Annotated in this window: 22 protein-coding genes; 4 read left to right on the plus strand and 18 right to left on the minus strand. The window is 38.9% G+C overall.

Annotated elements, in window-relative coordinates; all coding sequences use genetic code 11:
- Positions 1 to 12: 12 nt before the first annotated feature.
- The 15 genes from eutH to MKY30_RS23495 form a co-directional block, all read right to left on the minus strand.
- Entirely contained in the window at positions 13 to 1,212 is a 1,200-nt protein-coding gene (gene eutH / locus MKY30_RS23425; RefSeq protein ID WP_147211682.1) for an ethanolamine utilization protein EutH, read from the minus strand.
- Positions 1,213 to 1,499: 287 nt separating this feature from the next.
- The gene (locus MKY30_RS23430; protein ID WP_341085544.1) at positions 1,500 to 4,148 is read right to left on the minus strand and encodes a cation-translocating P-type ATPase; all 2,649 of its coding nucleotides are present in this window, start codon (positions 4,146 to 4,148) and stop codon (positions 1,500 to 1,502) included.
- Between the two features lie 424 nt (positions 4,149 to 4,572).
- Positions 4,573 to 5,040, minus strand: coding sequence for an anaerobic ribonucleoside-triphosphate reductase activating protein (gene nrdG / locus MKY30_RS23435; RefSeq protein ID WP_147211684.1), 468 nt, complete (start codon positions 5,038 to 5,040; stop codon positions 4,573 to 4,575).
- Complete coding sequence (locus tag MKY30_RS23440; RefSeq protein ID WP_341085546.1) at positions 5,040 to 6,917, minus strand: anaerobic ribonucleoside triphosphate reductase; 1,878 nt, start codon at positions 6,915 to 6,917, stop codon at positions 5,040 to 5,042. Before MKY30_RS23440 ends, nrdG begins: the two co-directional genes overlap by 1 nt.
- A 303-nt stretch (positions 6,918 to 7,220) precedes the next feature.
- Positions 7,221 to 8,198 (minus strand): TraB/GumN family protein, encoded by a 978-nt coding sequence (locus MKY30_RS23445; RefSeq protein WP_341085548.1) that lies wholly within the window; start codon positions 8,196 to 8,198, stop codon positions 7,221 to 7,223.
- Between the two features lie 322 nt (positions 8,199 to 8,520).
- Positions 8,521 to 9,918, minus strand: a complete 1,398-nt coding sequence (sufB, locus tag MKY30_RS23450) for a Fe-S cluster assembly protein SufB (protein WP_339282574.1) — start codon at positions 9,916 to 9,918, stop codon at positions 8,521 to 8,523.
- Positions 9,919 to 9,957: 39 nt separating this feature from the next.
- A complete protein-coding gene (sufU, locus tag MKY30_RS23455; RefSeq protein WP_147210346.1) occupies positions 9,958 to 10,386 on the minus strand; it encodes a Fe-S cluster assembly sulfur transfer protein SufU in 429 nt (142 codons plus the stop codon).
- Positions 10,373 to 11,596 (minus strand): cysteine desulfurase, encoded by a 1,224-nt coding sequence (locus tag MKY30_RS23460; protein WP_339282575.1) that lies wholly within the window; start codon positions 11,594 to 11,596, stop codon positions 10,373 to 10,375. The genes sufU and MKY30_RS23460 overlap by 14 nt, the downstream gene beginning before the upstream one ends.
- Positions 11,596 to 12,906, minus strand: a complete 1,311-nt coding sequence (gene sufD, locus MKY30_RS23465; protein WP_341085551.1) for a Fe-S cluster assembly protein SufD — start codon at positions 12,904 to 12,906, stop codon at positions 11,596 to 11,598. The genes MKY30_RS23460 and sufD overlap by 1 nt, the downstream gene beginning before the upstream one ends.
- Before the next feature lie 17 nt (positions 12,907 to 12,923).
- On the minus strand, positions 12,924 to 13,712 hold the full coding sequence (gene sufC, locus MKY30_RS23470) for a Fe-S cluster assembly ATPase SufC (RefSeq protein WP_077602046.1): 789 nt from the start codon (positions 13,710 to 13,712) through the stop codon (positions 12,924 to 12,926).
- Between the two features lie 1,030 nt (positions 13,713 to 14,742).
- Positions 14,743 to 15,063, minus strand: a complete 321-nt coding sequence (locus MKY30_RS23475) for a thioredoxin family protein (RefSeq protein ID WP_147210343.1) — start codon at positions 15,061 to 15,063, stop codon at positions 14,743 to 14,745.
- 110 nt (positions 15,064 to 15,173) lie between these two features.
- Positions 15,174 to 15,533, minus strand: a complete 360-nt coding sequence (locus MKY30_RS23480) for a toprim domain-containing protein (protein ID WP_371863292.1) — start codon at positions 15,531 to 15,533, stop codon at positions 15,174 to 15,176.
- A 170-nt stretch (positions 15,534 to 15,703) separates the two neighbouring features.
- Positions 15,704 to 16,084 carry a glycine cleavage system protein GcvH gene (gene gcvH, locus MKY30_RS23485; protein WP_156984829.1) on the minus strand — a complete coding sequence of 127 codons (381 nt, stop codon included), beginning with the start codon at positions 16,082 to 16,084 and terminating at the stop codon, positions 15,704 to 15,706.
- Positions 16,085 to 16,157: 73 nt separating this feature from the next.
- Positions 16,158 to 16,514 carry a Spx/MgsR family RNA polymerase-binding regulatory protein gene (locus MKY30_RS23490; RefSeq protein ID WP_156984830.1) on the minus strand — a complete coding sequence of 119 codons (357 nt, stop codon included), beginning with the start codon at positions 16,512 to 16,514 and terminating at the stop codon, positions 16,158 to 16,160.
- Positions 16,515 to 16,531: 17 nt separating this feature from the next.
- On the minus strand, positions 16,532 to 17,008 hold the full coding sequence (locus MKY30_RS23495) for a DinB family protein (protein WP_156984831.1): 477 nt from the start codon (positions 17,006 to 17,008) through the stop codon (positions 16,532 to 16,534).
- Positions 17,009 to 17,270: 262 nt separating this feature from the next.
- On the opposite strand from MKY30_RS23495, the gene MKY30_RS23500 reads away from it, so the two are divergent.
- Entirely contained in the window at positions 17,271 to 18,083 is an 813-nt protein-coding gene (locus MKY30_RS23500; RefSeq protein ID WP_341085554.1) for an ion transporter, read from the plus strand.
- A gap of 42 nt (positions 18,084 to 18,125) precedes the next feature.
- Here the strand turns inward: MKY30_RS23500 and MKY30_RS23505 are convergent, their stop codons facing one another.
- The 3 genes from MKY30_RS23505 to MKY30_RS23515 all read right to left on the minus strand — a co-directional run bounded on the left by MKY30_RS23505 (position 18,126) and on the right by MKY30_RS23515 (position 23,593).
- Positions 18,126 to 19,910, minus strand: coding sequence for an acyl-CoA dehydrogenase family protein (locus MKY30_RS23505; RefSeq protein ID WP_147210337.1), 1,785 nt, complete (start codon positions 19,908 to 19,910; stop codon positions 18,126 to 18,128).
- Positions 19,911 to 19,934: 24 nt separating this feature from the next.
- Positions 19,935 to 21,110 carry an acetyl-CoA C-acetyltransferase gene (locus MKY30_RS23510; RefSeq protein WP_341085555.1) on the minus strand — a complete coding sequence of 392 codons (1,176 nt, stop codon included), beginning with the start codon at positions 21,108 to 21,110 and terminating at the stop codon, positions 19,935 to 19,937.
- Between the two features lie 89 nt (positions 21,111 to 21,199).
- Positions 21,200 to 23,593, minus strand: a complete 2,394-nt coding sequence (locus tag MKY30_RS23515; RefSeq protein WP_341085557.1) for a 3-hydroxyacyl-CoA dehydrogenase NAD-binding domain-containing protein — start codon at positions 23,591 to 23,593, stop codon at positions 21,200 to 21,202.
- Positions 23,594 to 24,050: 457 nt separating this feature from the next.
- Here MKY30_RS23515 and MKY30_RS23520 point away from each other — a divergent pair, with 457 nt between their 5' ends.
- The 3 genes from MKY30_RS23520 to MKY30_RS23530 are packed head-to-tail and all read left to right on the plus strand — an operon-like array spanning position 24,051 to position 26,074.
- Positions 24,051 to 24,800 (plus strand): metal ABC transporter ATP-binding protein, encoded by a 750-nt coding sequence (locus MKY30_RS23520; protein ID WP_077602036.1) that lies wholly within the window; start codon positions 24,051 to 24,053, stop codon positions 24,798 to 24,800.
- A gap of 21 nt (positions 24,801 to 24,821) precedes the next feature.
- Complete coding sequence (locus tag MKY30_RS23525; protein ID WP_077602035.1) at positions 24,822 to 25,646, plus strand: metal ABC transporter permease; 825 nt, start codon at positions 24,822 to 24,824, stop codon at positions 25,644 to 25,646.
- A gap of 14 nt (positions 25,647 to 25,660) precedes the next feature.
- Entirely contained in the window at positions 25,661 to 26,074 is a 414-nt protein-coding gene (locus tag MKY30_RS23530) for a Fur family transcriptional regulator (RefSeq protein ID WP_077602034.1), read from the plus strand.
- The last annotated feature ends 35 nt before the right edge of the window (positions 26,075 to 26,109 follow it).

The raw sequence follows: 26,109 nt of genomic DNA on the forward strand, positions 1-26,109 counted from the left end.
TTCACTTTCCGCTTACTGTTCATCCTCTTTCTCTAGCTGAACAGCCTTTGGAACAGATAATTTAAATGCCAGATAAACAGAAAGGAAAGCTGCCACAATTTTCCCCAGCATAATCGGCAAAATTAAATTGGGCTGGAAATTGGCTGTAAATGATAAATGATCACCAAATACAGTAGCGATACAGACAGAGAATGCAATATTTATTACCTTATCCTTGGCAGGCATGTCCTTCACCATATGGAACATCGCCAATGTATTTGCTACGGATGCTACCAGACCCATGCTTCCGATTTCCTGCATCCCCAAAGCTTTTGCCAGCTTTTGAAGCGGTTTTGCAAATAGATTTCTGAACAAATAAATAAACGGGAATGAGCCGGCAAGCATGATGCCGATATAGCCGGCGACCTCTAGAGCTCTAAAGGTATCCTCTGAATCTGCGATGATAGGATCGAATCCCCAGCCGCCAAACACAAAGCTGAAAAAGCCTGTAAAGTGCTCCACAATGGAAAACACCAAAACTAATTTAATACCTGTATCTAAAAGTTTCCCGTAAATTAAAAAGCCTTTGATCATCTTATCTGGATACAGTCTTAAGCCTATTGCCAAAAGAAGAACAAAGATAATCAGCGGAACCATTGTAATTAGAATTTCCGAAAAGCTTAACAATAACGGGTATAAAGACGGTGCATTCGTTGAAACAGCCTCTCTGATTTCCGGTTTGGAAATGGCAATAAATAAACAAGATACCAGAATTCCTGCCGGGATGGTTAAAATTCCAGCCATCACACCCAAGGCCATATATTTATAATCCTTTTTGTTAACAAGGGCTAGTCCGACCGGTATCAAAAACGTAAGCGTCGGTCCTAAAAAATAACCGATAACCATGGCGATAATCCATGATTCCCTTGTTTCAGCCAATACGTCCGCTAATTGATAGCCTCCCATATCCACAGCAATCATGGAGGTTGCTGCAATGGCAGAGTCAATTCCAAATTGATTAAGAAAAGGGCCGATTACCGTGGAAATAAACTGCGATAAGTAGGGGATGGAAGCCATAATTCCAGCGCATGGAACAAATATCTGGCCAATCACATAAAAACCTTCCATAAATTCTCTTCCAAGCCCTGTCTCCGCATTTTTTATCGCTGCAAATGCACCTATAACGGCACATGCCATAATTATATAAATAATGAAGTCACTAATAAACGCCATGCTTTATGTATGCCCCTTTCTTTCTATTACCACTATTTCTTATTCATTATATCTGCGGTTCATTTCTCCTCCCACTGGCAGTTTTCAATTATCAAATATGTAATTTTTTCTTAGTTTATTTTAAGCAGCTGATTTATTAATATTATTTACTATACCTGTAAATTGCTTGTTTTCCAATTCCTTTTTGATATATTTCCATTCTGTAAAACGGATTCATACCAGCCTTCATAATTATAAAGACCTTCTACCCCGCATTAAAACGGTATAATGTAGAAGGTCTTTATCATCTATTCAGCTTTTGAAGGTTTTTTAAAAAACACTTTCGCAATTTCCATACAAATTACTCCGGCTACAGCTAAACCAGTGGCGATTCCCCATTCTGTTAAACCAAATTCAGGAGGGATATTAAATACCTCTCTGGCAAATGGCAGCAGGGTAATGCAGTATAAAACAAACCCTAATACTACAGCTCCAATTACATATTTATTCGAGAAAAAGCCTAATTTAACCGATGTCTGCGTATTCGAACGTGCTGCAAAGGTCTGCAGCGTACGTGACATAATTAATGTAGTAAATGCCATCGCTACTCCCATTTCATTTGAATGAGACAGGCCGATATAGAAGGAAATAATAACAGCAGCTGCAATTAAAATTCCCCTTGTTAAAACAGTCTGCAGGGTACCACCGGCAAAGATCCCTTCATTAACCGGACGCGGCTTCCGCTTCATAACACCTGCTTCAGATTTCTCTACTCCGAGTGCAATCGCAGGCAGTGAATCATTTACTAAGTTTATAAACAAGAGCTGTAAGGCAGTAAATGGATTTGGCAGATTAAAGATAACAGCATACAGAATAGCAATGATTGCGCCTAAGTTTCCTGCAAATAAATAGCCGATTGCTTTTTTTATATTATCAAATACGGTCCTTCCAACCTGAACAGCATTAACAATAGAAACAAAATTATCATCTGTCAGAATCATTGCAGAGGAATCTTTGGATACATCTGTACCGCTTCCCATGGCAATGCCGATATCTGCCTGTTTTAAAGCAGGAGCATCATTCACTCCATCACCTGTCATTGCCGTTACCGCACCTCTTTGCTGCCAGGCGCGTACAATTCTTATTTTATTTTCAGGTGATACCCGGGCATAAACAGAAATTTGCTCAAGCTTGGCCTCTAATTCCTGATCTGACATCTTATCGAGCTCTCTTCCTGTAATGGCAATATCATTATCTCCCATCAGACCGATATCTCTGCCGATTGCCTGTGCTGTCGTTTTATGGTCTCCTGTAATCATGATTGTCCGGATTCCTGCTGATTTGGCTTCTTCAATAGATCCATATACAGCCTCTCTTGGCGGATCCATCATTGCCGTTAAACCGACTAATACAAAATCCTTCTCATCTTCATAAGTAATCTCCGTCTGATCTTCTGACAAACGTTTATAACCATAAGCAAGTACACGCAATGCCTGATTGGAGAAGTCTTCATTTGCTCCCTCAAAGCGCTCAAGCAAATCATCTGTCAACGGCTGTTCTTCTTCATCCAACAGCACATAACCGGCTCTATGGAACATGACATCCGGCCCGCCCTTAACAAATAACAGTCTTTCCCCATCAATATGATGTACGGTGGACATCAGCTTACGGTCTGAATCAAACGGGAGCTCTGCTTCTCTTGGATATTTTTTTCGTAATTCCTGATAGCTGTGAGCATGTTTATCCGCAAATTGAATTAACGCAACTTCTGTCGGATCTCCAATCTCCTGTTCATCCTGATTAATATAGGAATCATTACAAAGTGCTGCAATATAAACAAGTAATTTCTCAGATTCCCCCCAATCATTGGGGTTTTCAGGTAAACGCTCATTTTTATGAAACGGTAAAAAATCATCCGTGACTGTCATTTTATTTTGTGTTAATGTGCCTGTTTTGTCCGTACAGATAATACGTGTCGAACCAAGTGTCTCCACAGCCGGAAGCTTACGAATAATTGCATGCTGTTTTGCCATTTTATTCGTACCAACGGATAAAACAATGGTAACAATAGATTGTAGTGCCTCGGGAATAGCTGCAACAGCAATTGCAACGGAGAACATCAAGGCATTTAATAATGCCGTTGCTGTATCAGCATCGCTGTCACCGAACCAGATGCGTGCTGCCTGAACAGCAAAAATGGCAATACATAAAATAAGGATACCGACACCAAGCTTCTTGCTGAAACTGTTTAATTTCTGCTGCAATGGTGTTTCCTTTTGCTCTGCTGTGGAAAGCATATCGGCGATTTTACCAACCTCTGTTTTACTTCCTGTTCCGGTAACAACAAAAGTACCCCGTCCATAAACAACTAAGGAGCTGCTGTACACCATATTCAGGCGGTCTCCTAAAGCAGCTTCTTCTCCAATCACTTCGGTATGCTTTTCTACAGCCTCCGATTCGCCGGTAAGCATTCCCTCATTTACCCGTAAAGAACCGATCTCTATCACACGTCCATCAGCAGGAACATAATCTCCTGCCTCCAGGTAGACGATATCTCCGGGAACAAGCTCCTTTGCAGCAATCGTTTTTTCTGTACTATCCCGCATAATTTTGGCTTCCGGTGCGGACATATCCCGCAATGCTTCCAGTGAGCTTTCTGCTTTTCTAGTCTGTACTACGCTGATCACAGAATTGATTAACAGTACAAGAAAAATAATAAGAGACTCTACCCATTCTCCAATTAGAATTTGCACTACGGCAGCCGCTAACAGAACAATAACCATTGGATCTTTAAAGGTCTCCAGGAAAAGCTTCCATGTCGGAACTTTTTCTTTATCCTCTATTTCATTATATCCATATTTTTCAAGCCTTGCCTTTGCTTCTTTGTTTGATAAACCCTTCTGCGAAGAATTGACTGATTCGAGAACGTCTGCTGTCTTTTTCTGATATGCTTCCATCTCCATAGCTCCCTGCCTGTTCGTTTTTTAGTTATCTGATGCTGTTATTACTAATTCTACATGCATCATCAAATCTCATCCCTATTTTTAACGTATTTTAGCAAATTAAACTATTTTTCTCTATTTTGAGCTATTACCTTTTTTTATTAGATTGAAACCTGTTCACTGCAGGTAAGATGGATTCTTTACAATATCTTCACATTCTTTTGGACTCTCAAAATAAATCAACTTACTTACTCTGCTGCTATGAAAGTAATTATATACTTATTTTTTCTTTAAAGCTTGTAAAATTACGCAAAAGGAAACATCGCAACTTGAGAAACCCTATGTAGGTTTTCATTGTATCCAGTTGGGCTTATCATTTTCAGCCAATTAAAAACTGATCTGGACGTTATTTATCTCAGATCAGTTTTTTCTTGCTATATCACTCTAATATATTCTTCATTTCAATAATCCGCTGATTCCGACTCCCGCGAAACGATAGAGTTAAATCCCGTTCAGCTAAAATAAATGGACCATCCACCAGTACATCTACATATTTGAGAAGCTCCAGCTGATGCGAATTTTTATTTTCAAGCAGTTGTTCTATTGTCCAGCCCGTATATGCCCATATGTTTTTACCATGTGCTTTCAATTGTCTGGCAACATTTGCCGCAGCTTCCGCCTGGTAAAATGGATCTCCGCCGCTTAATGTAATATCTGTTAAAGGGTTCAAAGCTTCCTCAACAATCTGCTGTACACTTATTTCATTGCCATTTCGCAAATTCCATGACCTTGGATTATGACATCCTTTGCAGTAATGAGGGCAGCCGGCAAAGAATATAACCGTACGCAGTCCTTCCCCATCGACAACAGAATCATGATAGATAGACAATACTCTCGCCGTTTCCATTAGACATGCCTCACTCTGTCATGCTCTTCAGATGCCTTAGCAGTATTCCATTTATCCATTGTTCCTACCAGATAGCCGGTAATACGCCGAATCCGGTCAAATTGCCTTTCATCGGTTATCCCGCAAGCTGGACATTCATTATCAATCATTCCTGTATAGCCACAGCTTTTGCAGCGATCGACTGGATGATTGATACTGCCATACCCGATTCCGCTCTCAGCCATCGTTTTTACAAGTGTATCGATTGCTTTTACATTTTTGCTGATATCTCCATCCACTTCGATATAAGTGATATGGCCGGCATTTGTATATGGGTGATATACTGCTTCCCGTTTTATTTTCTCCACAGCACGGATTGGGTAGTATACAGGAATATGGAAAGAGTTCGTATAATAATCTCTGTCTGTAACTCCTTCTATCCTTCCAAAATCCTTTTGATCCTGTTTCGTAAAACGGCCGCTTAAGCCTTCTGCAGGTGTTGCAATCAGCGAATAATTCAAATCATAACATTCCGAAGCCTCATCACATTTCTTCCGTAAGAAGGAAACAATCTCTTCCCCCAGCTCCTGTGCCTGCTCTGATTCTCCATGATGCTTGCCTATCAATACTTTTAAACACTCTGCCAGACCAATAAAACCAACGCTCAAGCTTCCCTGCTTCAGCACTTTTTCTAATCTATCTCCAGAGTTAAGCTCATCACTGCCTGTCCAGACACCTTCTCCATGCAAGAAAGTGAAATTATTCACAAGTTTATTCGTCTGAAATAAATACCGTTCATATAATTGACGAATAACGATTTCTGCATAATCCTCTAATTTCTGCATAAATGCTTCCATGGTTGAAGTTGTAAGAGCTATTTTTACTAGATTAATACTGGTGAACGAAATATTTCCACGTCCTACACTGTTTTCCTCTCCATGCCGATTTGCCATAATACGTGTACGGCAGCCCATATAAGCTACTTCTGAATCAGGATTCCCTTCTTCATAATAAGCTAAGTTAAACGGTGCATCAATAAAGCTGAAATTTGGGAAAAGCCGTTTTGCCGTTGTTTCGAGAGCTAACTGATACAAGTCATGATTTGGATCGCCTTTGTAAAAATTAACCCCTTTTTTCATTTTAAAAATTTGAATTGGAAAAATAGGGGTCTCTCCTTTTCCTAATCCTGATTGTGTAGCTAAAAGCAGATTTTTTATAATCAGCCTCCCCTCCCTGCCTGTATCTGTCCCGTAATTAATAGACGTGAATGGAACCTGACCGCCGCTTCTGGAATGGAGGCTGTTCAAATTATGTATGAATGCTTCACACGCCTGGTAACATTCCTGCTCTGTTTCATTCCAAGCTAATTTCTCCAGTTCCTTTTGATCAAGGGGAAGCTGATATTGCTGTAATTTATGAAGCCGTTTTTCATAGGATTTCTTCACATAGGGAGCCAAATCATAATCAAATGCTTGAAAACTCTGACCACCATGCTGCTGATTTTGGTTGCTTTGAAAAACAATTGCCGCTAATGCCATCGCACTCATAATGCTTTGCGGGGATCGCATATGTCCATGCCCTGTGTTGAATCCTTTTTTCAATAATTTTCCCAAAGGGATTTGACAGCAGGTCGCTGTTCCTGTAGGCATGTAATCTAAATCATGAATATGAATATAGTTATCCTCCATTGCCTGCCTTGCTTCCGGACGCAGCATATTTTGTTTTGCATAAAATTTAGCGCTCTCACTGGCAAATTTGTTCATTTGTCCGCACGGTGATTTTCCGTCAACATTTGCATTCTCCTGGATTAAATCCTGATTAGAGCTGGATACAATATCCTTAAAATCCTGCATTAAATCTATATTTGTGCTTGCAGGGGCTTCTTTTATTTCTACCATTTTCTATGCCTCCCTATTCTTCTCCATCCATTCATTTCTTCATGTTTTCAATGTATTTCTATTTAACTTACCCAAAACTATATATAGTATAACAAGATAAAAACATTACTATATATAGTTAAATCTTAAATGAAGATGCAAGGGAGTTCAAATGTACATTTTATGACTTTTTAAAATATCTCTATAATTTTTTGCTTTATCATTTCCGCTTCAGTTAAAAACGTTCTATAATTTCGTTTTATTATAGAAAAACCTCGTAAGTCTGCGAATACTTACGAGATTTTTGAATATTTTAGATCTGATTTAATAAACATGCTCTACTTCATAGCCTTTGTCTTCAAGCTCCGTTATAATACTTGGATCAACGGTGAAATGAGCCGTCCCCACAAAGACAAAATAAACCTGACCGCTGTCTTCCTGTAAAATTTCATCCAAGCTGTTTGCCATATCAATATTCCGTTTATCATTCAACTCTTCCATATATTCATCATTAATGCCTGCTTCTTCATAACCATCGGACATCGTTTCCATTGCTTCGATATTTCCCTCAAGCCATGCATCAGCCAGCCCTTCCATCTCTTCAGCAGCCTCATCATAACCCTCAACTGCTAGTTCCAATGTCTGTATTTGGGTTTCCATGGAATAACCGCTAAGCACCTCAAATTGTTCTTCCGCACTTTCTAAAGAAACAATTTCTTTCCCTTCCTCTGTTGCTTTTTCAAGAAAATATAGATCGACAGCAGATTGTGAGTCGACGTCACTCGTCATGGTCACAAGTTCAAGCAGCATCATCTCCACGAACCATGGCTGAAAATCGTTCATTGTTTCTAAATCCAATCCATTCTCTTCAAAAATAGATGCAAGCTCCTCATATGTTTCTTCCGGCAGTTCTTCTTCCAGTGTACTGTCATCTACATATGTAGCATATTCTAATATTTCTTGCTGTGAAGGCGTTTCTTCCAGTAAATTAAATTCAGGCAGAACAACATCTGCACTATCAAACGCTTCTTCAATAGCCGGATCTAATGGATAGAAATCATCGTTTCCTAAGTGAATCGTTCCCTGCAAATACATTTCTGTATCACCAGATTCCACCTTCCATAAGAAACCGCCTTTTCCTTCGCCGTTCTCTTCTTCATTATCGGTTTCGCCCGCTGTCTCTTCTTCTGTTGCAGCTTCATCTGCTGTATCTTCAGTTTCTGCTGCATCTTCATCTCCACCGCATGCGGTCAACACACCTGCAAATAAAAATATGAATAGTGCTAATAAAATTTTTTTCATTCCTAGATTCCTCCTGTTATTTTCCTGACTCTATCATAAGGTCTTTTAATTAGCCTATCATTATTTATGCTGCAAATGGAAGAAAAAAGAGGTTGAATACTGCATTATTTGGTATGAATGAAGCTTATATGTATTTCAAACAACTAATAAATGATAATAATAGATAATTAAAATACTGAATACTATGTTATTTTTTATATTTTACAAAATAGATTATGTGTCTAAAATGTATAAATATCATTTTATTTTATTTGTTTGGTAATAAAAAATGACTGCCGCATAGAACCTGGCAGTCATTTTTTATTTTAGCTTTTACAATTTTTTATCCGATTGATCCTTCCATTTCGAAGCTGATCAATCTGTTCATCTCAACAGCATATTCCATTGGAAGTTCTTTTGTAAATGGTTCAATGAAGCCCATAACAATCATTTCTGTCGCTTCTTCCTCTGATAAACCGCGGCTCATCAGATAGAAAAGCTGTTCCTCAGATACTTTGGAAACTTTTGCTTCGTGCTCTAAAGAAATATTGTCGTTAAGAATTTCATTGTATGGAATGGTATCGGAAGTCGACTCATTATCCATAATAAGTGTATCACACTCAATATTAGCACGGGCTCCGTCCGCTTTACGTCCAAAGTGTACTAAACCGCGGTAAGATACTTTACCGCCCTGTTTAGAGATGGATTTAGAAACAATTGTTGAAGACGTATTTGGCGCCAGGTGATGCATTTTTGCACCAGCATCCTGCAACTGTCCTTTTCCTGCTAAAGCGATAGAAAGCGTATTTCCGCGTGCACCTTCTCCTTTTAGAAGGATAGCTGGATATTTCATCGTCAGCTTGGAACCAATGTTTCCATCAATCCATTCCATCGTTGCATTCGCATCACAAACTGCACGTTTTGTAACAAGGTTATACACATTGTTTGCCCAGTTTTGGATTGTCGTATAACGGCAGTAGCCGTCTTTCTTAACAATAATTTCTACAACAGCACTGTGAAGAGAGTTTGTTGTGTAAACTGGTGCTGTACAGCCTTCTACATAGTGTACAGATGCTTCTTCATCAACAATGATAAGCGTACGCTCAAACTGTCCCATATTTTCAGAGTTAATACGGAAATAAGCTTGTAATGGCGTTGTTGCTTTTACGCCTTTTGGTACATAAATAAATGAACCGCCAGACCATACTGCAGAGTTTAATGCAGCGAATTTATTATCAGAATAAGGAATAACTGTTCCAAAGTATTCTTTAAATAGTTCTTCATTTTCTTTCAGTGCAGTGTCTGTATCTTTAAATACAATACCAAGTTCCTGAAGGTCTTCCTTCAAACTGTGGTAAACTACTTCTGATTCATATTGTGCAGATACACCTGCAAGATATTTTTGTTCTGCTTCAGGAATACCTAATTTATCAAAAGTCTGTTTGATTTCTTCAGGCACCTCATCCCAAGTTCTACCTTGCTTTTCAGAAGGTTTTACATAATAAACAATTTCGTCGAAGTCTAAACCTGAAAGGTCCCCGCCCCATTGCGGCATTGGACGCTTGTAGAAATGATCTAATGCCTTTAGACGGTAGTCAAGCATCCACTGTGGTTCTTCCTTCATTTTCGAAATTTCTTTAACAATATTTGGCGTTAATCCTTTTTCTGTACGGAAAATAGATACGTCTTTATCATGAAATCCATATTTATACTCTTCAATTTCCGGCATATTTTTTGCCATTGTTAATAACCTCCCTCTGACAGAATAAAAACTTCTGTCTTATTCGTCGTGCACTCCCTTTTCCATCGCTTTCCATGCAAGTGTTGCACATTTAATCCTTGCAGGAAATTGGGAAACTCCCTGAAGTGCCTCGATGTCGCCCATATCCTCTGAATCGATATCTTCACCTAACATCATTTTAGAGAACATTTCTGACATTTTTAGTGCCGTTTCTACTTCCAGTCCCTTAATCGCCTGTGTCATCATGGATGCGGATGCCATACTGATGGAACATCCTTCTCCCTGGAATTTCGCATCCTTTACAATCCCATTCTGGATATCTAACTGCAATTGAATACGGTCACCGCAGGTCGGATTATTCATATCCACTGTCACAGAATCCTTTTCAAGTGTTCCTTTGTTGCGCGGATTTTTATAATGATCCATAATAACTTGTCTATAAAGTGTATCGAGGTTATTCAAAGCCATTCCCAAAATACTCCTTTGTCTTTAACAGCCCTGCAACTAAAAGATCAATATCCTCTTTCGTGTTATAGAGATAGAAACTGGCTCTGGCGGTTGCAACCACATCCAGCCATTTCATTAAAGGCTGTGCACAATGATGACCGGCCCGGACAGCGATTCCTTCCGCATCAAGAACTGTCGCAGTATCATGCGGATGTACGTCATCCAGATTAAAGGTCACCAGCCCTGCCCGTTTCCGAGGTCCATAAATTTGAATACCATCGATTGTTTGCATTTGCTCCAGCGCATAGGCTGCCAGCTCTGTCTCATGAGCCAGTATTTCATCCTGACCGACTTCATTTAGAAAATCGATTGCTGCTGCAAGCCCAATTGCTCCAGCAATGATAGGTGTACCGCCTTCGAATTTCCAAGGCAGCTCCTTCCATGTAGAATCATATAGATTCACAAAATCAATCATCTCTCCGCCAAATTCAATCGGCTCCATACTTTCTAAAAGCTCCTGCTTGCCATAAAGAGCACCAATACCAGTCGGTGCACACATTTTATGACCTGAAAAAGCATAAAAATCACAATCTATATCCTGCACATCCACCTTGATGTGCGGAGCTCCCTGTGCTCCATCTACAACCATTACAGCTTGGTGCTGATGGGCAATTTCCGTGATCTCTTTTATTGGATTAATCGTTCCAAGAACATTGGAAACATGCGTTATTGCAACGATTTTTGTCTTTTCATTTACTGTATTCTTAACATCATCAAGTGAAATTGTACCGTCTTCTTGTAACGGCAGATACACTAAGCGAGCTCCAGTTACTTTAGCAGCCTGCTGCCAGGGAATCAAATTACTGTGATGCTCCATTGGAGTGATCACTATCTCATCATCCGGGCCGACATTGGCTCTTGCGTAGCTTGATGCTACCAGGTTCAGCCCTGCTGTTGTGCCCCGGTTAAAGATAATTTCTTTTGTGCTCTTCGCATTAATAAATTCCCGAACCTTTTCACGTGCTCCCTCATACTGATCAGTCGCTCTTGACCCAAGGGTATGCACCCCACGGTGAACATTGGAATTATTATATCTATAATAATCACTCACCGCTTCGATAACCTGAACCGGCTTTTGTGAGGTTGCGGAAGAATCCAAATATACTAAGGGATGCCCGTTCACTTCCTGTTGAAGAATTGGAAATTGTTCTTTAATGGCTTTTACATCCATTAATAAACTTTCCTTTCAATCACTTGTGTTAATTGTTTACGCACAGACTCAATTGGAATTTGAGATACTACAGGTGCTAAGAAACCATGAATAACTAATCGTTCTGCTTCTTCCTGCTCCAGCCCTCTGCTCATAAGGTAATACATCTGCAATGGGTCAACACGGCCTACAGAAGCAGCGTGACCTGCTGTTACGTCATCTTCATCAATTAGAAGGATCGGGTTGGCATCTCCGCGAGATTTTTCACTTAGCATTAATACGCGAGATTCTTGCTCAGAGTTCGATTTAGTACCGCCATGCTCAATTTTACCGATAGCGTTAAAAATAGTGGTCGCTGCACCCTTCATAACACCACGCTGTAAAATATACGCGTCTGTTTGTTTTCCAAACTGGCGGATACTTGATGTGAAGTTCTGTGTTTGTTTCCCTCGTCCAACCGAAACAGCTTTTGCTTCTGAATTTGAATTATCCCCTAACAGGTAAGTGATATTTTCAGAAATTGTATTTCCGTCATTCATTTGACCAAGCGCCCAGTTGATTTGTGCATCACGTTGAGCTACTCCGCGACGATTAACATATGTTGTCGTACCTGCCGCAAAGTTATCTACTGCACCATAAGCAATCTGTGCGTTATCATGTGCAAATACTTCTGTTACAAGGTTGGCAACAGTCTCTTCTGTATCATTATGAGAAATATAGTTCTCTACATAAGTCACAGAGCTTCCTTCTTCTGCTACAACAAGCACATGATTTAACAGTGCACTGTCTGTGTCCTCCTGCCAGAAGATTGCTTGAAGCGGATCTTCTATTTGTACATTCTTAGGAACGTATACAAATACCCCACCGTTCATAAGTGCAGCATGAAGTGCTGTCAAACGGTTCTGATCTACTGCAACAGCATCATTCATATAATATTTTTCTACCAGCTCACTATGCTCATTAATTGCTGTGAAAATATCTGTGAAAATAACGCCTTTATCCTGAAGATCCTGTGCAAGACTGTTATATGCCGCAGTTTGATTACGTTGAATATATAAGTTCTCCATGCTGGCATCTTTATCAAAGTATGCTTTCAGCTCTTCAGGCAGTTCATCAAGAGAAGCAATTGTAGCTGCTTCTTTATAAGAATGCTGGAAGTCTGTAAAATTCCAGTTCGAAATTTTTGTTTTATCCGGTTTTGGCATGTCTAATGAATCAGCCATTTCCAATGCTTTTGAACGAAGCGTAGCCATCCAGCCCGGTTCATTGCGATCTTTGGAAAATGCTTGAATATATTCTTGATTGAATGGAAGCTTTGTTTCTACAGTCATGATTACCCCTCCTTACATTACGCGTTTTGTTCTGCAGTTTCTTCGTCTTCAATTCCTAATTCTTCTTTAATCCACTCATAGCCTTCTGCTTCAAGGCGTTTTGCAAGCTCAGGTCCGCCTGATTTTACAACACGGCCCTGCATCATTACGTGAACAAAGTCGGGTGTAATGTAGTTTAATAGACGTTGGTAGTGAGTAATAATTAAGCATCCAAAGTTATCAGAACGCATTTTGTTGATTCCTTTTGATACTACTTTCAGTGCGTCGATATCAAGTCCTGAATCAATTTCATCAAGGATAGCGATATCTGGCTTTAATTGCATTAATTGCAGAATTTCGTTACGTTTTTTCTCTCCGCCGGAGAAGCCTTCATTAAGGTAACGTGTTGCCATATTTTGATCTATATCAAGATAGTCTAAATCTTTGTCAAGTTCTTTGATAAACTTCATCAATGGAATTTCATCGCCTTCTTCACGTTTTGCATTGATTGCAGAACGAAGGAAGTCAGAAGTTGTTACACCACTAATTTCACTTGGGTATTGCATTGCTAAAAATAGACCAGCGCGGGCACGTTCATCTACTTCCATTTCTAATACATCTTCCCCATCAAGTGTGATAGTTCCCTCTGTTACTTCGTATTTAGGATGTCCCATGATTGCAGATGCCAATGTGGATTTACCTGTACCGTTTGGTCCCATGATTGCATGGAATTCTCCACCTTTAACCGTTAGGTCTACCCCTTTTAATATCTCTTTGTCTTCAATAGATACATGAAGATTCTTAATTTCTAATACTGAGCCTGACATAAATCATACCTCCAAAACTTTATTTTAAATGAAATGAATAATATATTCATTCTCAATTTATTCTCATTACAATCTTAAAGCATTTCAAATTAATTCGCAACTGTTATTATCCGTCTATAAGACGCGTCAAAATATACCGTTAAAGGAGTATTTAAAAACCCTTTTTCAGCCTGCTTGCGGAAATTTCTGTTCTCTTTATTTTTCATCTGAAAAAACCGAAAAATAGATTACTTTCTTCTGTAAAAACACAGTAAAAAATACCTATTATATTCCACTCGGCTTCCTTCTGCTTCCAAAAGTTTGTTTCATATAAAAAAGCTGATGCCCTTTGACACCAACTTCTTTATTATCTTTATTTCAAACGTCTGAGTTCTACTCCTGATGAGATCATTTTCGCATTTTGATATTCTTTTTCTCTTTGTTCTTCTACTTTTAATTTCTTTTCCAGACTTCTGTCATATTCTTGGTAATTGACGCCTCTCGATTGTCCAATAGCTTTTTCCATTTCCGAAGTGTAGCTTAAACCATTCTCAGTGGTAATAATAAATCATCCTTTCGGTTTGTTTAACACAATAAATATGCTAACACAGGTATGATTCCCGCACAAAATTGATTTAAACTTATATTTTCGGATAATTTATGATAATCGTTCCTCACGAATAGCTAAAGTCTTATATCCTTAATATTCTTCTAAAATGCTCGTTATTATGCGCTGATTGGCGCCATAACAGTGATACCTTCATAGTTATTGATAATAAAATCTTGAATTTACAGTACCCAACTAATTTATTCAACATTTTTTTATCTTCTGGGCACGTTGTAATAACATCATTTTATTTAAAGAAATTACCTTTTAAATTATTGAAGGCTGCTTCGATTTTAAAAGGCAAACCTCTTCCCCGCTCCAGATAAGAGTTTTCATATTTTATTAATGAAGTGTCAGCATATTATCATGCGATTCAAAGATTGCCATTCATATTTTCTACAGTCTCACTAAGGTTCAAGGTGATTATTCATTAAATTCCAAAGCTTAGTTATTTAATGCTGTGAACAGCTCTGGTTTATACCTCATTAAATACTGATAAATATTTGCTGTAGATTTAAATGTGTACACTTTCTCCACAGCTTCTCCGTCTTCCATAAAAACGAGACAGGGGACACTTTCTATTTTGTGCTGCTGCATAAACTCCGGATGCATGGAAGCATTCATTTCTGAAAAAATATCCTCCTTGTGCATTTTTTCCACATTCTCAAGCATTGCCCGTGCTACCGTACACGTCCCGCAAAATGGTGTATAAATATATAATATGAGCCGATGATGACTTACTTCTGCTTCATTAAACTGTTTCAAGTTGATTCCCCTCAATCTTTCTCCTCTTCATGAATATCAGAAGAAATATTAGCCTTTGCAATAAATTCCTTGATGAATAAAATCTATTTTTATTTTAACGTGTAAACTTATTATTTTGCAAGATAATTGAGGTCTATTCCGATTCGCTTGCCAGCCAGAATACTTGCCAATGTCTTCATTGGAGTAGCTGCAACTTCTCTGAATTCACTGCTTACATAAATATGCTCTGCATGCGGCAATTCTCTTGCCAGCTGCTTTCGAAGTTTCATTCCGGATTCATCCTCGTCCACAAGAATAAATACATCAGTATCATCCAAATGATAATATTCCAACAGTTCCTCAAATCTTTCTACGCCTATGGTTCCATTTGTACAAACAATGGTGATGGTATTATCGTCAAGAATTTTTTCAATATGTTTTTTATCAGATAACCCTTCAACGATTATAACTTTACTGTAATCATCTTCCATCATCGTCTTGCACTCCTTATCGCAACTAATATGCTTTTTCTATATTATATGAAAAGAAAAGAGCTAACTATACACGAATGTGGAAAAGTCAGCTCTTTTCACCCTTTTTTAGAGCCCTTTTGAAAACTTCAGATGAATATTCTCTAAAATAGGCGCGTAAGGTAATTACATTATTCTTCTATAAATTCCTGGTATGCTTCTGCATCTAATAATTCACTTAGATCATTATCATCCTCAACCTCAATAACGATCATCCATGCTTTTTCGTATGGTGATTCATTTACAAGCTCAGGACTGTCTTCCAGCTCTTCATTTACTTCTACAACTTTTCCGCTTACAGGAGCATATAGCTCGGATACGGTTTTAACTGATTCTACACTTCCAAATGGCTCATCAAGCTCTAAAGAATCACCGACTTCCGGTAACTCCACAAAGACAATATCTCCAAGCTCATCTTGTGCGAAGTCTGTAATCCCAATACGAACTTTTCCATCCTCTTTCTTTACCCATTCATGTTCTTTTGAATATAAATAATCCTCTGGCAAGCTCATTTCGTATCCCTCCAAAATCATCATTATTTCTCTTTAACTATACATTGAAGCGGGTTTAAATTCTAGCCCTACCTTACTTCCAAACAGATTCATAGGTTTCTTCATTAAAACCGGCAGTCACTTTCTTTCCATCTGTCAGGATTGGCCTTTTTATTAACATACCATCAGAAGCTAAAATCTCTGCCATTTCCTGAGGTGATAAATCATTTATTTTTTCCTTTAAGTGAAGCTCACGATACTTTTTACCACTAGTATTAAAAAACTTCTTTGCAGGCAAATCGCTTGTCTCCATCAATTCCAGAATTTGGGTTTCACTTGGAGGCTCCTCTACTATATGAATTGCTTTATAATCGATTTGATTTTCATCCAGCCATTTTTTCGCATTTCGGCAGGTACCGCACTTGGGATACCAGTAAAAAGATAATGTCATTTATATTCCTCCGTTCTTTACTCCTGTTCCTCTTTTGTCGGCCCCATGACTCCCGGTACCTTCAAGCCAGCTTGTCTAAGTAAAACTGTCATTTGACCGCGGTGATGAATCTGATGACTGACCAGCATCCGCAGAATACTTCCTTTCGGAGCAGGTCCGCCAAAATCACCGGTTTCATTTACTAAAGCCTCATCTGACAGTTGTTCTTTTGCTTTCTCTACAACACGTTTTGAAATATCCTCATATGCTGCCAGAATTTCATTTGCTTTTGCCGGATTTTGATCAGGGTCGTAAGGAGACTCGAGATTAACGCCTACTAAGCTCATGAAAAATACAGGACTGTTCACTAAATGCCAGCCTAGCCAGCCGAGACTGTTATGTCCTTCTTCAATAGATTGATCCAGTTTTTCATCTTCTAAAGCTTTCAATACCGCTTTGGTTCCATCAGCAGACTGTGACCATTCTGTTAAAAAATCATTTAATCTTCGATACATGATAGCCCCTCCTATATTTTGATTTCTTTTTTATTAGCGTACCATGAAACTTCAGCTTTAATCCAATATATTGAATTGTTTTTAAGAGGGTTATTTTCTCATATGAAATCACACAGTTCAAAATGACAAACCAATTAAAAATTAGTACAATAAACAACGGGTATGTCTTTGCATTGATTAATAGAATCTATTATTTGAGACACTTCAATTTATGTGAATATTCTTTAAAAAATGATACGTACTAAAGAAAGGACACACGTTAATGACATGGAAAGCTTTTCAAAATAGATGTGCTGCCATCGCAGAAAATAAAATATTTACAGATATCATTATCGGTCTTATTTTACTGAATGCTATTATTGTTGGATTAGAAACATATCCGGCAATTAATCAGCGCTATGCAGCGTCTTTGTATTGGATAGATGCTGTGCTCCTTATTATTTTTATGGTAGAAATTATGATCCGGATTATTGGCAGCTATTCACTTGCTCATTTTTTTAAAAATCCCTGGAATGTATTTGATTTTGTTATTGTAGCAGCCAGCATTCTATTTGTCGGTTCTAATTATGTAATTGTCTTGCGTATTTTCAGAATACTCCGGGTACTCCGTGCCATTTCCATTATTCCATCATTAAGAAAAATGGTGAATGCACTTCTGTTAACAATTCCTTCAATGGGAAATATTATGATCTTGCTTGCCATTTTCTTTTACATCTATGCTGTTATCGGTACCATGTTGTTTCAATCCATTGCTCCTGATCATTTTGGATCGCTTCACCGGACCTTGTTGACCTTATTTCAGCTTATCACGCTTGATTCCTGGGCAACAGGCGTGATGTATCCTATTTTAGAAGAAACCAGCATAGCTTTAATCTATTTTATTTCTTTTATCCTTATTGGTGCATTTGTCATTATTAATTTATTCGTTGGGGTAATCGTAAATAATGTAGAAGAAGCAAATCGTGAAAATCAGCCCACGCCGACTGATTTAAAGCTGGAAGCGATGGATAAAGAACTCAAAGAAATTAAAGCTTTACTAAAAGAGGATGCTCAAAAAAAAGCAACAGAGGAATAAATCGTTGAAAAGAGGCTGGATATCCAGCCTCTTTCTGATGTATCAAACAATATATTTTTCTTCCTCAATAATTTTTGCGGCAATTTCACGTTTCTTTTTAACCGTATTGATTGGTGTATGTCTGGTAAGCTTACGCAGAGAGGACAGCATGATACGCAATGTATCTCCTTCTTCTGCTGTAATTAGAATTTCCTTTGCCGCTGCTTCTATCCGGTTAAATGCTTCCTGGACATAGACTTCTGTATACATTAACTTTTGATGTGCTTTTTCCAGTCCAGCCTTAGCAATGGCTTTTTCTGTACGAAGAATAGCAGACTCCATATTAAATACTTCCGCTGTCATATCAGCTAATTTAATTAGAATTTCTTGTTCGCGGTCTAATTTTTTGCCATATTTCTGTGCTGCTAAACCAGCACCCAGCAGAATCATTTTTTTCGCATTTCTTAATAAATACTTTTCTTGTTCTAAAGCTTCTGTTCCCACTTCCTCCGGCATCATCATCATTAATTCTTCCTGCAGCCCCTGTGCCTTTTCCAACAGTGGCAGTTCACCTTTTAAAGCTTTTTTCAGAAGCGTTCCAGGTACAATAAGTCTGTTAATTTCATTGGTTCCCTCAAAAATACGATTAATACGTGAATCACGGTAAATACGCTCCACTTCATACTCCTGCATAAAACCATACCCGCCATGCAGTTGAACAGCTTCATCTGCTGCATAATCCAGTAATTCTGTAGCCATATATTTTGTCATCGAGCACTCAATTTGATACTCAGCGATTGCCCGGGCGACTTCACGGCCATCCTGCAGCTGTTCGTCGGATAATGCACCCATCCGCTGTTCAAATAACCCCACGGTTCGATAAACTGCACTTTCATTTGCATAGATTTTTGATGCTATTGTTGCTAATTTTTCCTGTGTCAAAGTGAAGCTTGAAATAGGCGTTTGGAATTGTTTACGTTCATTCGCATACTTTGCTGCTAATTCTAAAGCACGCTTCGATCCTCCTACTCCGCCGACAGCCAATTTATAGCGGCCCACGTTCAGAATATTAAAGGCAATCACATGTCCGCGGCCTTTTTCACCTAACAGATTTTCTACAGGAACTTCCGCATCCTCTAATACAAGCGTTCTTGTGGAAGAACTTTTAATTCCCATTTTCTTTTCTTCCGGCCCTGTAGATACACCAGGGTACTCTCTTTCAACAATAAAAGCACTGAAATGCTCACCGTCAATTTTTGCGTATACGACAAAGACATCCGCAAAAGCTGAGTTGGTAATCCATTGCTTCTCTCCATTTAATATATAATGTGTGCCTGCATCGTTCAATTTCGCTGTTGCTTTTGCTCCAAGTGCATCAGAACCTGAGCTCGGCTCTGTTAATGCGTAAGCAGCAATTAACTCACCAGTAGCTAATTTAGGTAAATATTTTTCCTTTTGCTCCTCATTACCAAAGAAGACAATTGGCAGTGATCCAATTCCAACATGTGCTCCATGGGTAATTGAGAATCCTCCTGCACGGGAAAACTTCTCTGTAATTAAGGAAGAACTGATTTTATCCAGAGCCAGACCGCCATATGCTTCTGGGACATCTGCACCTAGCAGGCCTAATTCTCCTGCTTTTTTGAGCAGCTTAACAGAATGGTCAAATTCATGATTTTCCAGATGATCAATCTTAGGAACAACTTCTCCCAATACAAAATCTTCTGTTGTTTTCGCAATCATCCTATGTTCATCTGTAAAATCCTCTGGTGTAATGATATCCTCTCCGGAAATATCCTCAACTAGAAAACCGCCGCCTTTAAATAATCTTTCTTTTGTCTCACTCATTATTATTACCCCTTTTCTAGTAGTTTATAAAAGCTCAAATACGCCTGCAGCACCCATACCGCCGCCGATACACATGGTTACTATTCCGAATTGTTCGTTTCTCCGCTTCATCTCATGCATTAAGCTGACTGTCAGCTTTGTGCCAGTACAGCCCAGCGGGTGACCTAACGCAATGGCACCACCATTTACATTCACCTTATCTGTATCTAAATCTAACGCTCTGATAACCCGCAGTGCCTGTGATGCAAAAGCTTCATTTAATTCAAACAACCCTATATCAGATAACTCTAACCCGGCCATTTTTACTGCCTTTGGAATTGCTTCTACCGGTCCGACGCCCATAATTTCCGGTGCTACTCCAGCTACAGCAAAGGAACGGAATTTTAGAATTGGTGTTAATCCTTCTGCCTCTGCCTTTTCTCTATCCATTAATAAAACAGAAGCTGCCCCATCACTCATTTGTGAAGCATTCCCGGCAGTAACGCTGCCTTTTATATGAAAGGCCGGGCGCAGTGAGCTTAAAACCTCTATATTTGTTCCTGCACGGACTCCCTCATCCATTTCAAAGGAGAAGGATTTTTCTTCAATCTTATTGTTTTTTCCTACAAAACGTTCTTTCACTTCTACAGGAACAATTTCATCCTTAAACAGACCTTTCTCCATTGCTGCAGCAGCGTGTTCATGACTCTTTACTGCAAAAGCATCCTGATCTGCTCTTGAAATGTCAAAACGATTTGCTACTTCCTCTGCCGTATGTCCCATGTTCATATAGTATTCTGGCGCATTTGCAACCAGGGCCGGGTTGGGTTTAATAACATGCCCGCCCATCGGAATCATAGACATCGATTCTGCACCGCCAGCAATAATTGTCTCAGCAGCACCGACCATAATTCGTTCGGCACCGTAGGCAATCGTTTGTAATCCTGAAGCACAGTAGCGGTTTACGGTAATTCCCGGTACATCATGACCTAGCCCAGCCAGACCGACAATATTACGCGCCATATTCATTCCCTGTTCTGCTTCCGGCATTGCACAGCCAATAATCACATCATCTATTGACCCTTGATAATTACCGGCTCTTTTTAAGGTTTCTTTTACAGTTAAAGCTGCCAGATCGTCTGGCCTTACATCCCGTAATGATCCTTTATTTGCTTTTCCTACTGGTGTTCTTGCACCAGCCACAATTACTGCTTCTTTCACGGATATGCCCTCCTTTAAATGCATGCTCCCTTTAAGTACGTGTTCAAAAAGTTCGATAAATTGGGCTTTTTGAATAATCTCTTTTGAGATTAATTTCGCAACGGCTTTCCTTTTACCAGCATATGCTGCATTCTCTGCTGAGTCAGCGGTTCTGCAATAAGGCTTAAGAATGCTTCTCTTTCCAGATCAAGCATCACCTGTTCATCAATCTCTGTACCTTCCTTTATCCTTCCGCCAGATAAGACATAGGCTAATCTTTCAGCAATTTTCAAATCATGCTTCGAAGCATACCCGCCATAGTGCAGCGATTTTGCTCCCATAACCATTGCTGCATAGCCCGCTTCTCCGACAACCGGAAATTTCTCCATCACAGGCTTCTCATATCCTTCGTTGAATAAAGATAATACACGTTTTTTGGCATCGTAGAGAACGTGATCCGGATTTCTGCTGATGCGGTCATTTTTATTCAGATATCCATTTTCCATAGCTTCTCTAGCAGAGGTGGACACCTTAGCTGTTGCTACTTTTTCAAAAACATCATTTGCAACCTTCGTTAAGTCAAAATCTACACCTTCGGGAAGATTTCTAAGCTCTTTTAAATAAAGCTCCTTTGTGCCTCCTCCTCCAGGGATAAGCCCGACTCCAAATTCGACCAGACCCATATAGGTTTCTGGTGAAGCCTGAATCGCTGCAGCCGGCAGAGATACTTCCGCACCGCCGCCTAATGTCATATTAAATGGTGCAGCAACGACCGGTTTGTCGGAATACTTAATATTCATCGTCATATTTTGAAATTGACGGATAACAAGATCTAATTCGAAAATATTATCATCCTGTGCTTCCATCAGCATCATCGCTAAATTAGCACCGACACAGAAATTTTTGCCCTGGTTTCCAATTACAAGACCTTTGTAATTTTTATTTACTTCTTCAATCGATTCATTGACCATCTGAATAATATCCAGTCCGATTGCATTACTTCTTGAATGGAATTCCAGGAGCGCAACGCCATCTCCAATATCAATCAGGCTGGCACCGGTATTTTTTTTGATAACTCCCTTTTGCTCTTTTATTGCTGCTAAGGATAATTCTTTCTTGTTTACTTCCTTTTGTTTATAGCCATCTTCATGGTAAAAGTAACTATCTCCTTTTTCCTGCTTATAGAAGGTTTCATTCCCTTCTTCCAGCATATCAAGTACCCAGCTTGGCACGGCGGTATCTTCATCCTGAATGCGTTCCACAGCAGCACTTACACCAATCGCATCCCATATTTCAAATGGCCCTAATTCCCAGCCGAAGCCCCATTTCATTGCATCATCAATGGAAACAACATCATCTGCAATTTCTCCGACTAAATCAGCAGAATATAATAACACCGGTTTGATAATAGACCAAATAAAATCAGAAGCTTTGTCGCCTTTTTGATTTACAAGCGCTTTCATTTTTCTTTTAACGCCCTTTTCCTGCTTTGCTAATTCGACGGCTGCTGTTTTTAGTTTCTTCCTTTCCTGGTACTCTAAAGTTGACGGATTAATTTCTACAATCGTCCGGTCCTTTTTCTTTTCATAAAATCCTTTTCCGCTTTTCGCCCCAATCCAGCCTTTATCAATCATCTGCTTTAAAAAGTCGGGAACAGTGAAAATCCCCTTTTCTTTTGGATCGGATACATGATGGTATACATTGTTCGCCACATGATAAAATGTATCTATTCCGACTACATCCAACGTCCGGAATGTCGCACTTTTCGGTCTGCCGATCAATGGGCCGGTAATTGAATCTACTTCTCCGACACTTAGACCCTGTTTCTCCATTTCCTGGACAGTCACCAAAAGCCCGTAGGTCCCAATCCTGTTTGCAATAAAGTTTGGTGTGTCCTTTGCTTCTACAACACCCTTCCCTAACACATCTTCTCCAAAGGTTTTCATAAAAGAAAGTACTTCTGTTCTTGTCTTATCGGTCGGAATAACTTCTAATAATTTCAAATAACGCGGCGGATTAAAAAAGTGAGTACCTAAAAAATGCTCCTGCATATCTTCTGAGGAATCTGCAATCATTGCCTCAACAGAAATTCCTGATGTATTAGAGCTTATAATTGCCCCGGTCCTGCGGTGCGCATCCACCTTTTTGAACAGCTCTTTTTTCGCTTCCAGGTTCTCTACAATAACTTCAACAATCCAATCTGCTTCTGACAGAAGCGCTAAATCATCCTCCAAATTAGCAACCTGAATCAGCTCTAAGCTTTTTTTAGAAGTTATTGGCGACGGCTTTTGTTTTAACAGCTTTTTCTTGCTCTCTTCAACAATCCTGTACCTGACCTTTTTATCTTCTAATGTAAATCCCTGCTTCTTTTCTTTGTCTGTCAAGGAATCTGGTACTCTGTCAAACATTGTTACAGATAAACCCGCATTGGCTAAATGCGCGGCAATACCAGAACCCATTACTCCTGAACCTATTACTGCTGCACGTTTAATGGAATATGTCATTTCACAATCCTCCAGACTTTCTTGAATGAATACTCATTCATTTTTGAGCCAAAAAATAAAGATATTGGCACATCGAATATCTCACATTACTTATACTATAACGGAATATTTATTTTTTTGCAATATTTTTGTAAGGGGTTTCAAAAATGATTTTATTTCATCGGATAAATTAGTAATCAGAACAGACTCACAGCAGCCTCTGAGATATTACATTCTCATCCTGTCACAGATCATTGGTTATTTATTGCAGGAAAGTTCCACTTTTTCTCTCAAACTTTATTGATTTTCAGACTGAATATATTCCTATAAAAACCGGGTTTCTTCTATATTAATATATGTTTTATTTGAGACACTCATAAAAGTCGTAATCATTCCTATTTACAAAAAGCGTCCCTTGCGATATCATAGATAAAGTACTTTTTATTATAAATTGTTACCATAAGAATGGAGGAATAAGATGACAACACCTGTTGTGTCCATGTCAAATATTAACTTCCATTATGGATCTCGTAAAGTCTTAGATAATATAAACTTTGAAATTCCCAATGGAGCTTTCATGGGACTAGTTGGTCCAAACGGTGGCGGAAAAACCACTTTAATCCGGCTGATCCTTGGCTTAGAAAAACCGGAAACGGGAGAAATAATGGTTTTTGGACAGCCTATTCAAAAACTAAGGAATAAAGATAGAATCGGCTTTGTCTCACAAAAAGCAAACTCATTTAATAAAGGGTTTCCTGCAACAGTATATGAAGTAGTTGCTTCCGGGCTCACTGCACAGCTTGGTTATTTCAGATTCATATCTAAAAAAGATAAGCAAAAAATTCATGAAGCTATTGCGCAGGTTGGTATGACAGAATATACGAAACAAAATATTGGAAACCTGTCTGGTGGCCAGCAGCAGCGAATCTTTATCGCAAGAGCCTTAGTCAGTGATCCTGAGCTGATCATTTTAGATGAGCCGACAGTAGGAATTGACTATGAAAATGTGAAAAGATTTTATGAGCTGCTTTACAAGCTGAACACAGAATACAAAAAAACATTATTGCTGGTAACGCACGATACAGGCACCATGACCCAGTATGCGACAGACATTGTTTGTTTAAATAAAACGATGCATTTTCATGGTAACCCTGATGAATATGCGTCACTTACGGAAGCAGACTTCTCGCAAATTTACGGTCACCCGGTAAGTCTGGTTACGCATTAATTCATAGTTGGAGGATAGACAATGCTTTTGGATTTTTTAACTTACCCCTTTTTAAGATATACTTTTCTTACAGGTATCTTAATTGGTATAATTGCCCCTTTATTAGGGACTTTTATCGTAGTGAGACGACAGTCATTAATAGCTGATGCCCTCTCACACGTCACTTTAGCCGGAATTTCCTTCGGGTTGATGGCTGAAAAAAAATATGGCTGGGTTATTTCCCCAATATATAGCGGAATGGTGTTTTCTGTGATCGGCTCGATTTTCATTGAAAAGCTGCGTACGGTATATAAAGCCTACCAGGAAATATCAATTCCAATTATTTTATCTGCCGGTGTAGGTCTCAGCGTTATTTTCATCTCTATTGCTGACGGATTTAACACAGATTTATTCAATTATTTGTTTGGATCTGTATCGGCAGTAACTATAAATGATTTTTATGTCATTTCAGGAGTTGCCGCCTTCGTTCTTGTTATTATCTGGCTCTTCTTTAAAGAATTATTTACCATGTCCTTTGATGAAGAACAGGCAACTATCGCCGGACTGCATGTGAAATGGATCAATATGCTGTTTATTATATTAACGGCACTGGTTATAGCTGCTTCTATCCGTATTGTGGGTGTATTACTTGTTTCAGCTTTAATGACCTTGCCGGTAGCAGCAAGTATGCGTATTGCTAAAGGATTTAAACAAATGATTTTCCTGTCAATCCTTTTTGGTGAAATTGCGGTTATATTTGGGATTATCTCAGGTTATTATTTAGACATTCCACCAGGCGGAACAATTGTTATGACATCGTTATTCATATTATTAGTCGCTATAGGAATTAAAAAAATAAGAAAATAAATGGAGGTTTTTTGATGAATCTTCAAGATGCAATCAATGTATTAAAAGAAAAAGGATATAAAACAACTGGAAAACGTAAGGATATCCTGGAATTCTTTGCTTCCGAGGATGGATACCGGCCTGCAAAGGATTTGATTGTTCATCTGGAAAACAAATATGGTACAATCAGCTTCGACACAATCTATCGTAATCTGCATTTATACCATGATTTAGGTATATTAGAAAAAACAGATTTAGAAGGTGAAAAGCATTTTCGGTTAAGCTGCAGTCATCACCACCATCATCATTTTATTTGTACGGACTGTGGAAAAACAAAAGAAATTGATATCTGCCCAATGGATACAGCCTCTGCAGAACTGACAAATTATGAAATTGATGACCATAAATTTGAGATTTATGGAAGATGCCCTGCTTGCCTGAACGCTTAAGAAATTTGTTTCCAACTGAATAATGACCTTTCAGC

Source organism: Oceanobacillus sp. FSL W8-0428 (genome assembly GCF_038004405.1).
Lineage (GTDB): Bacteria > Bacillota > Bacilli > Bacillales > Amphibacillaceae > Oceanobacillus > Oceanobacillus sojae.

Excerpts from the sequence above, each read along its gene's own strand:
- eutH (WP_147211682.1), bottom strand. The coding sequence starts at position 1,212 with ATGGCGTTTATTAGTGACTTCATTATTTATATAATTATGGCATGTGCC.
- MKY30_RS23430 (WP_341085544.1), bottom strand. The coding sequence starts at position 4,148 with ATGGAAGCATATCAGAAAAAGACAGCAGACGTTCTCGAATCAGTCAAT.
- nrdG (WP_147211684.1), bottom strand. The coding sequence starts at position 5,040 with ATGGAAACGGCGAGAGTATTGTCTATCTATCATGATTCTGTTGTCGAT.
- MKY30_RS23440 (WP_341085546.1), bottom strand. The coding sequence starts at position 6,917 with ATGGTAGAAATAAAAGAAGCCCCTGCAAGCACAAATATAGATTTAATG.
- MKY30_RS23445 (WP_341085548.1), bottom strand. The coding sequence starts at position 8,198 with ATGAAAAAAATTTTATTAGCACTATTCATATTTTTATTTGCAGGTGTG.
- sufB (WP_339282574.1), bottom strand. The coding sequence starts at position 9,918 with ATGGCAAAAAATATGCCGGAAATTGAAGAGTATAAATATGGATTTCAT.
- sufU (WP_147210346.1), bottom strand. The coding sequence starts at position 10,386 with ATGGCTTTGAATAACCTCGATACACTTTATAGACAAGTTATTATGGAT.
- MKY30_RS23460 (WP_339282575.1), bottom strand. The coding sequence starts at position 11,596 with ATGGATGTAAAAGCCATTAAAGAACAATTTCCAATTCTTCAACAGGAA.
- sufD (WP_341085551.1), bottom strand. The coding sequence starts at position 12,906 with ATGACTGTAGAAACAAAGCTTCCATTCAATCAAGAATATATTCAAGCA.
- sufC (WP_077602046.1), bottom strand. The coding sequence starts at position 13,712 with ATGTCAGGCTCAGTATTAGAAATTAAGAATCTTCATGTATCTATTGAA.
- MKY30_RS23480 (WP_371863292.1), bottom strand. The coding sequence starts at position 15,533 with ATGGAAGATGATTACAGTAAAGTTATAATCGTTGAAGGGTTATCTGAT.
- gcvH (WP_156984829.1), bottom strand. The coding sequence starts at position 16,084 with ATGAGCTTGCCAGAGGATTATTTATATTCAAAAGAACATGAATGGGTA.
- MKY30_RS23490 (WP_156984830.1), bottom strand. The coding sequence starts at position 16,514 with ATGACATTATCTTTTTACTGGTATCCCAAGTGCGGTACCTGCCGAAAT.
- MKY30_RS23495 (WP_156984831.1), bottom strand. The coding sequence starts at position 17,008 with ATGTATCGAAGATTAAATGATTTTTTAACAGAATGGTCACAGTCTGCT.
- MKY30_RS23500 (WP_341085554.1), top strand. The coding sequence starts at position 17,271 with ATGACATGGAAAGCTTTTCAAAATAGATGTGCTGCCATCGCAGAAAAT.
- MKY30_RS23505 (WP_147210337.1), bottom strand. The coding sequence starts at position 19,910 with ATGAGTGAGACAAAAGAAAGATTATTTAAAGGCGGCGGTTTTCTAGTT.
- MKY30_RS23515 (WP_341085557.1), bottom strand. The coding sequence starts at position 23,593 with ATGACATATTCCATTAAACGTGCAGCAGTAATAGGTTCAGGAGTAATG.
- MKY30_RS23520 (WP_077602036.1), top strand. The coding sequence starts at position 24,051 with ATGACAACACCTGTTGTGTCCATGTCAAATATTAACTTCCATTATGGA.
- MKY30_RS23525 (WP_077602035.1), top strand. The coding sequence starts at position 24,822 with ATGCTTTTGGATTTTTTAACTTACCCCTTTTTAAGATATACTTTTCTT.
- MKY30_RS23530 (WP_077602034.1), top strand. The coding sequence starts at position 25,661 with ATGAATCTTCAAGATGCAATCAATGTATTAAAAGAAAAAGGATATAAA.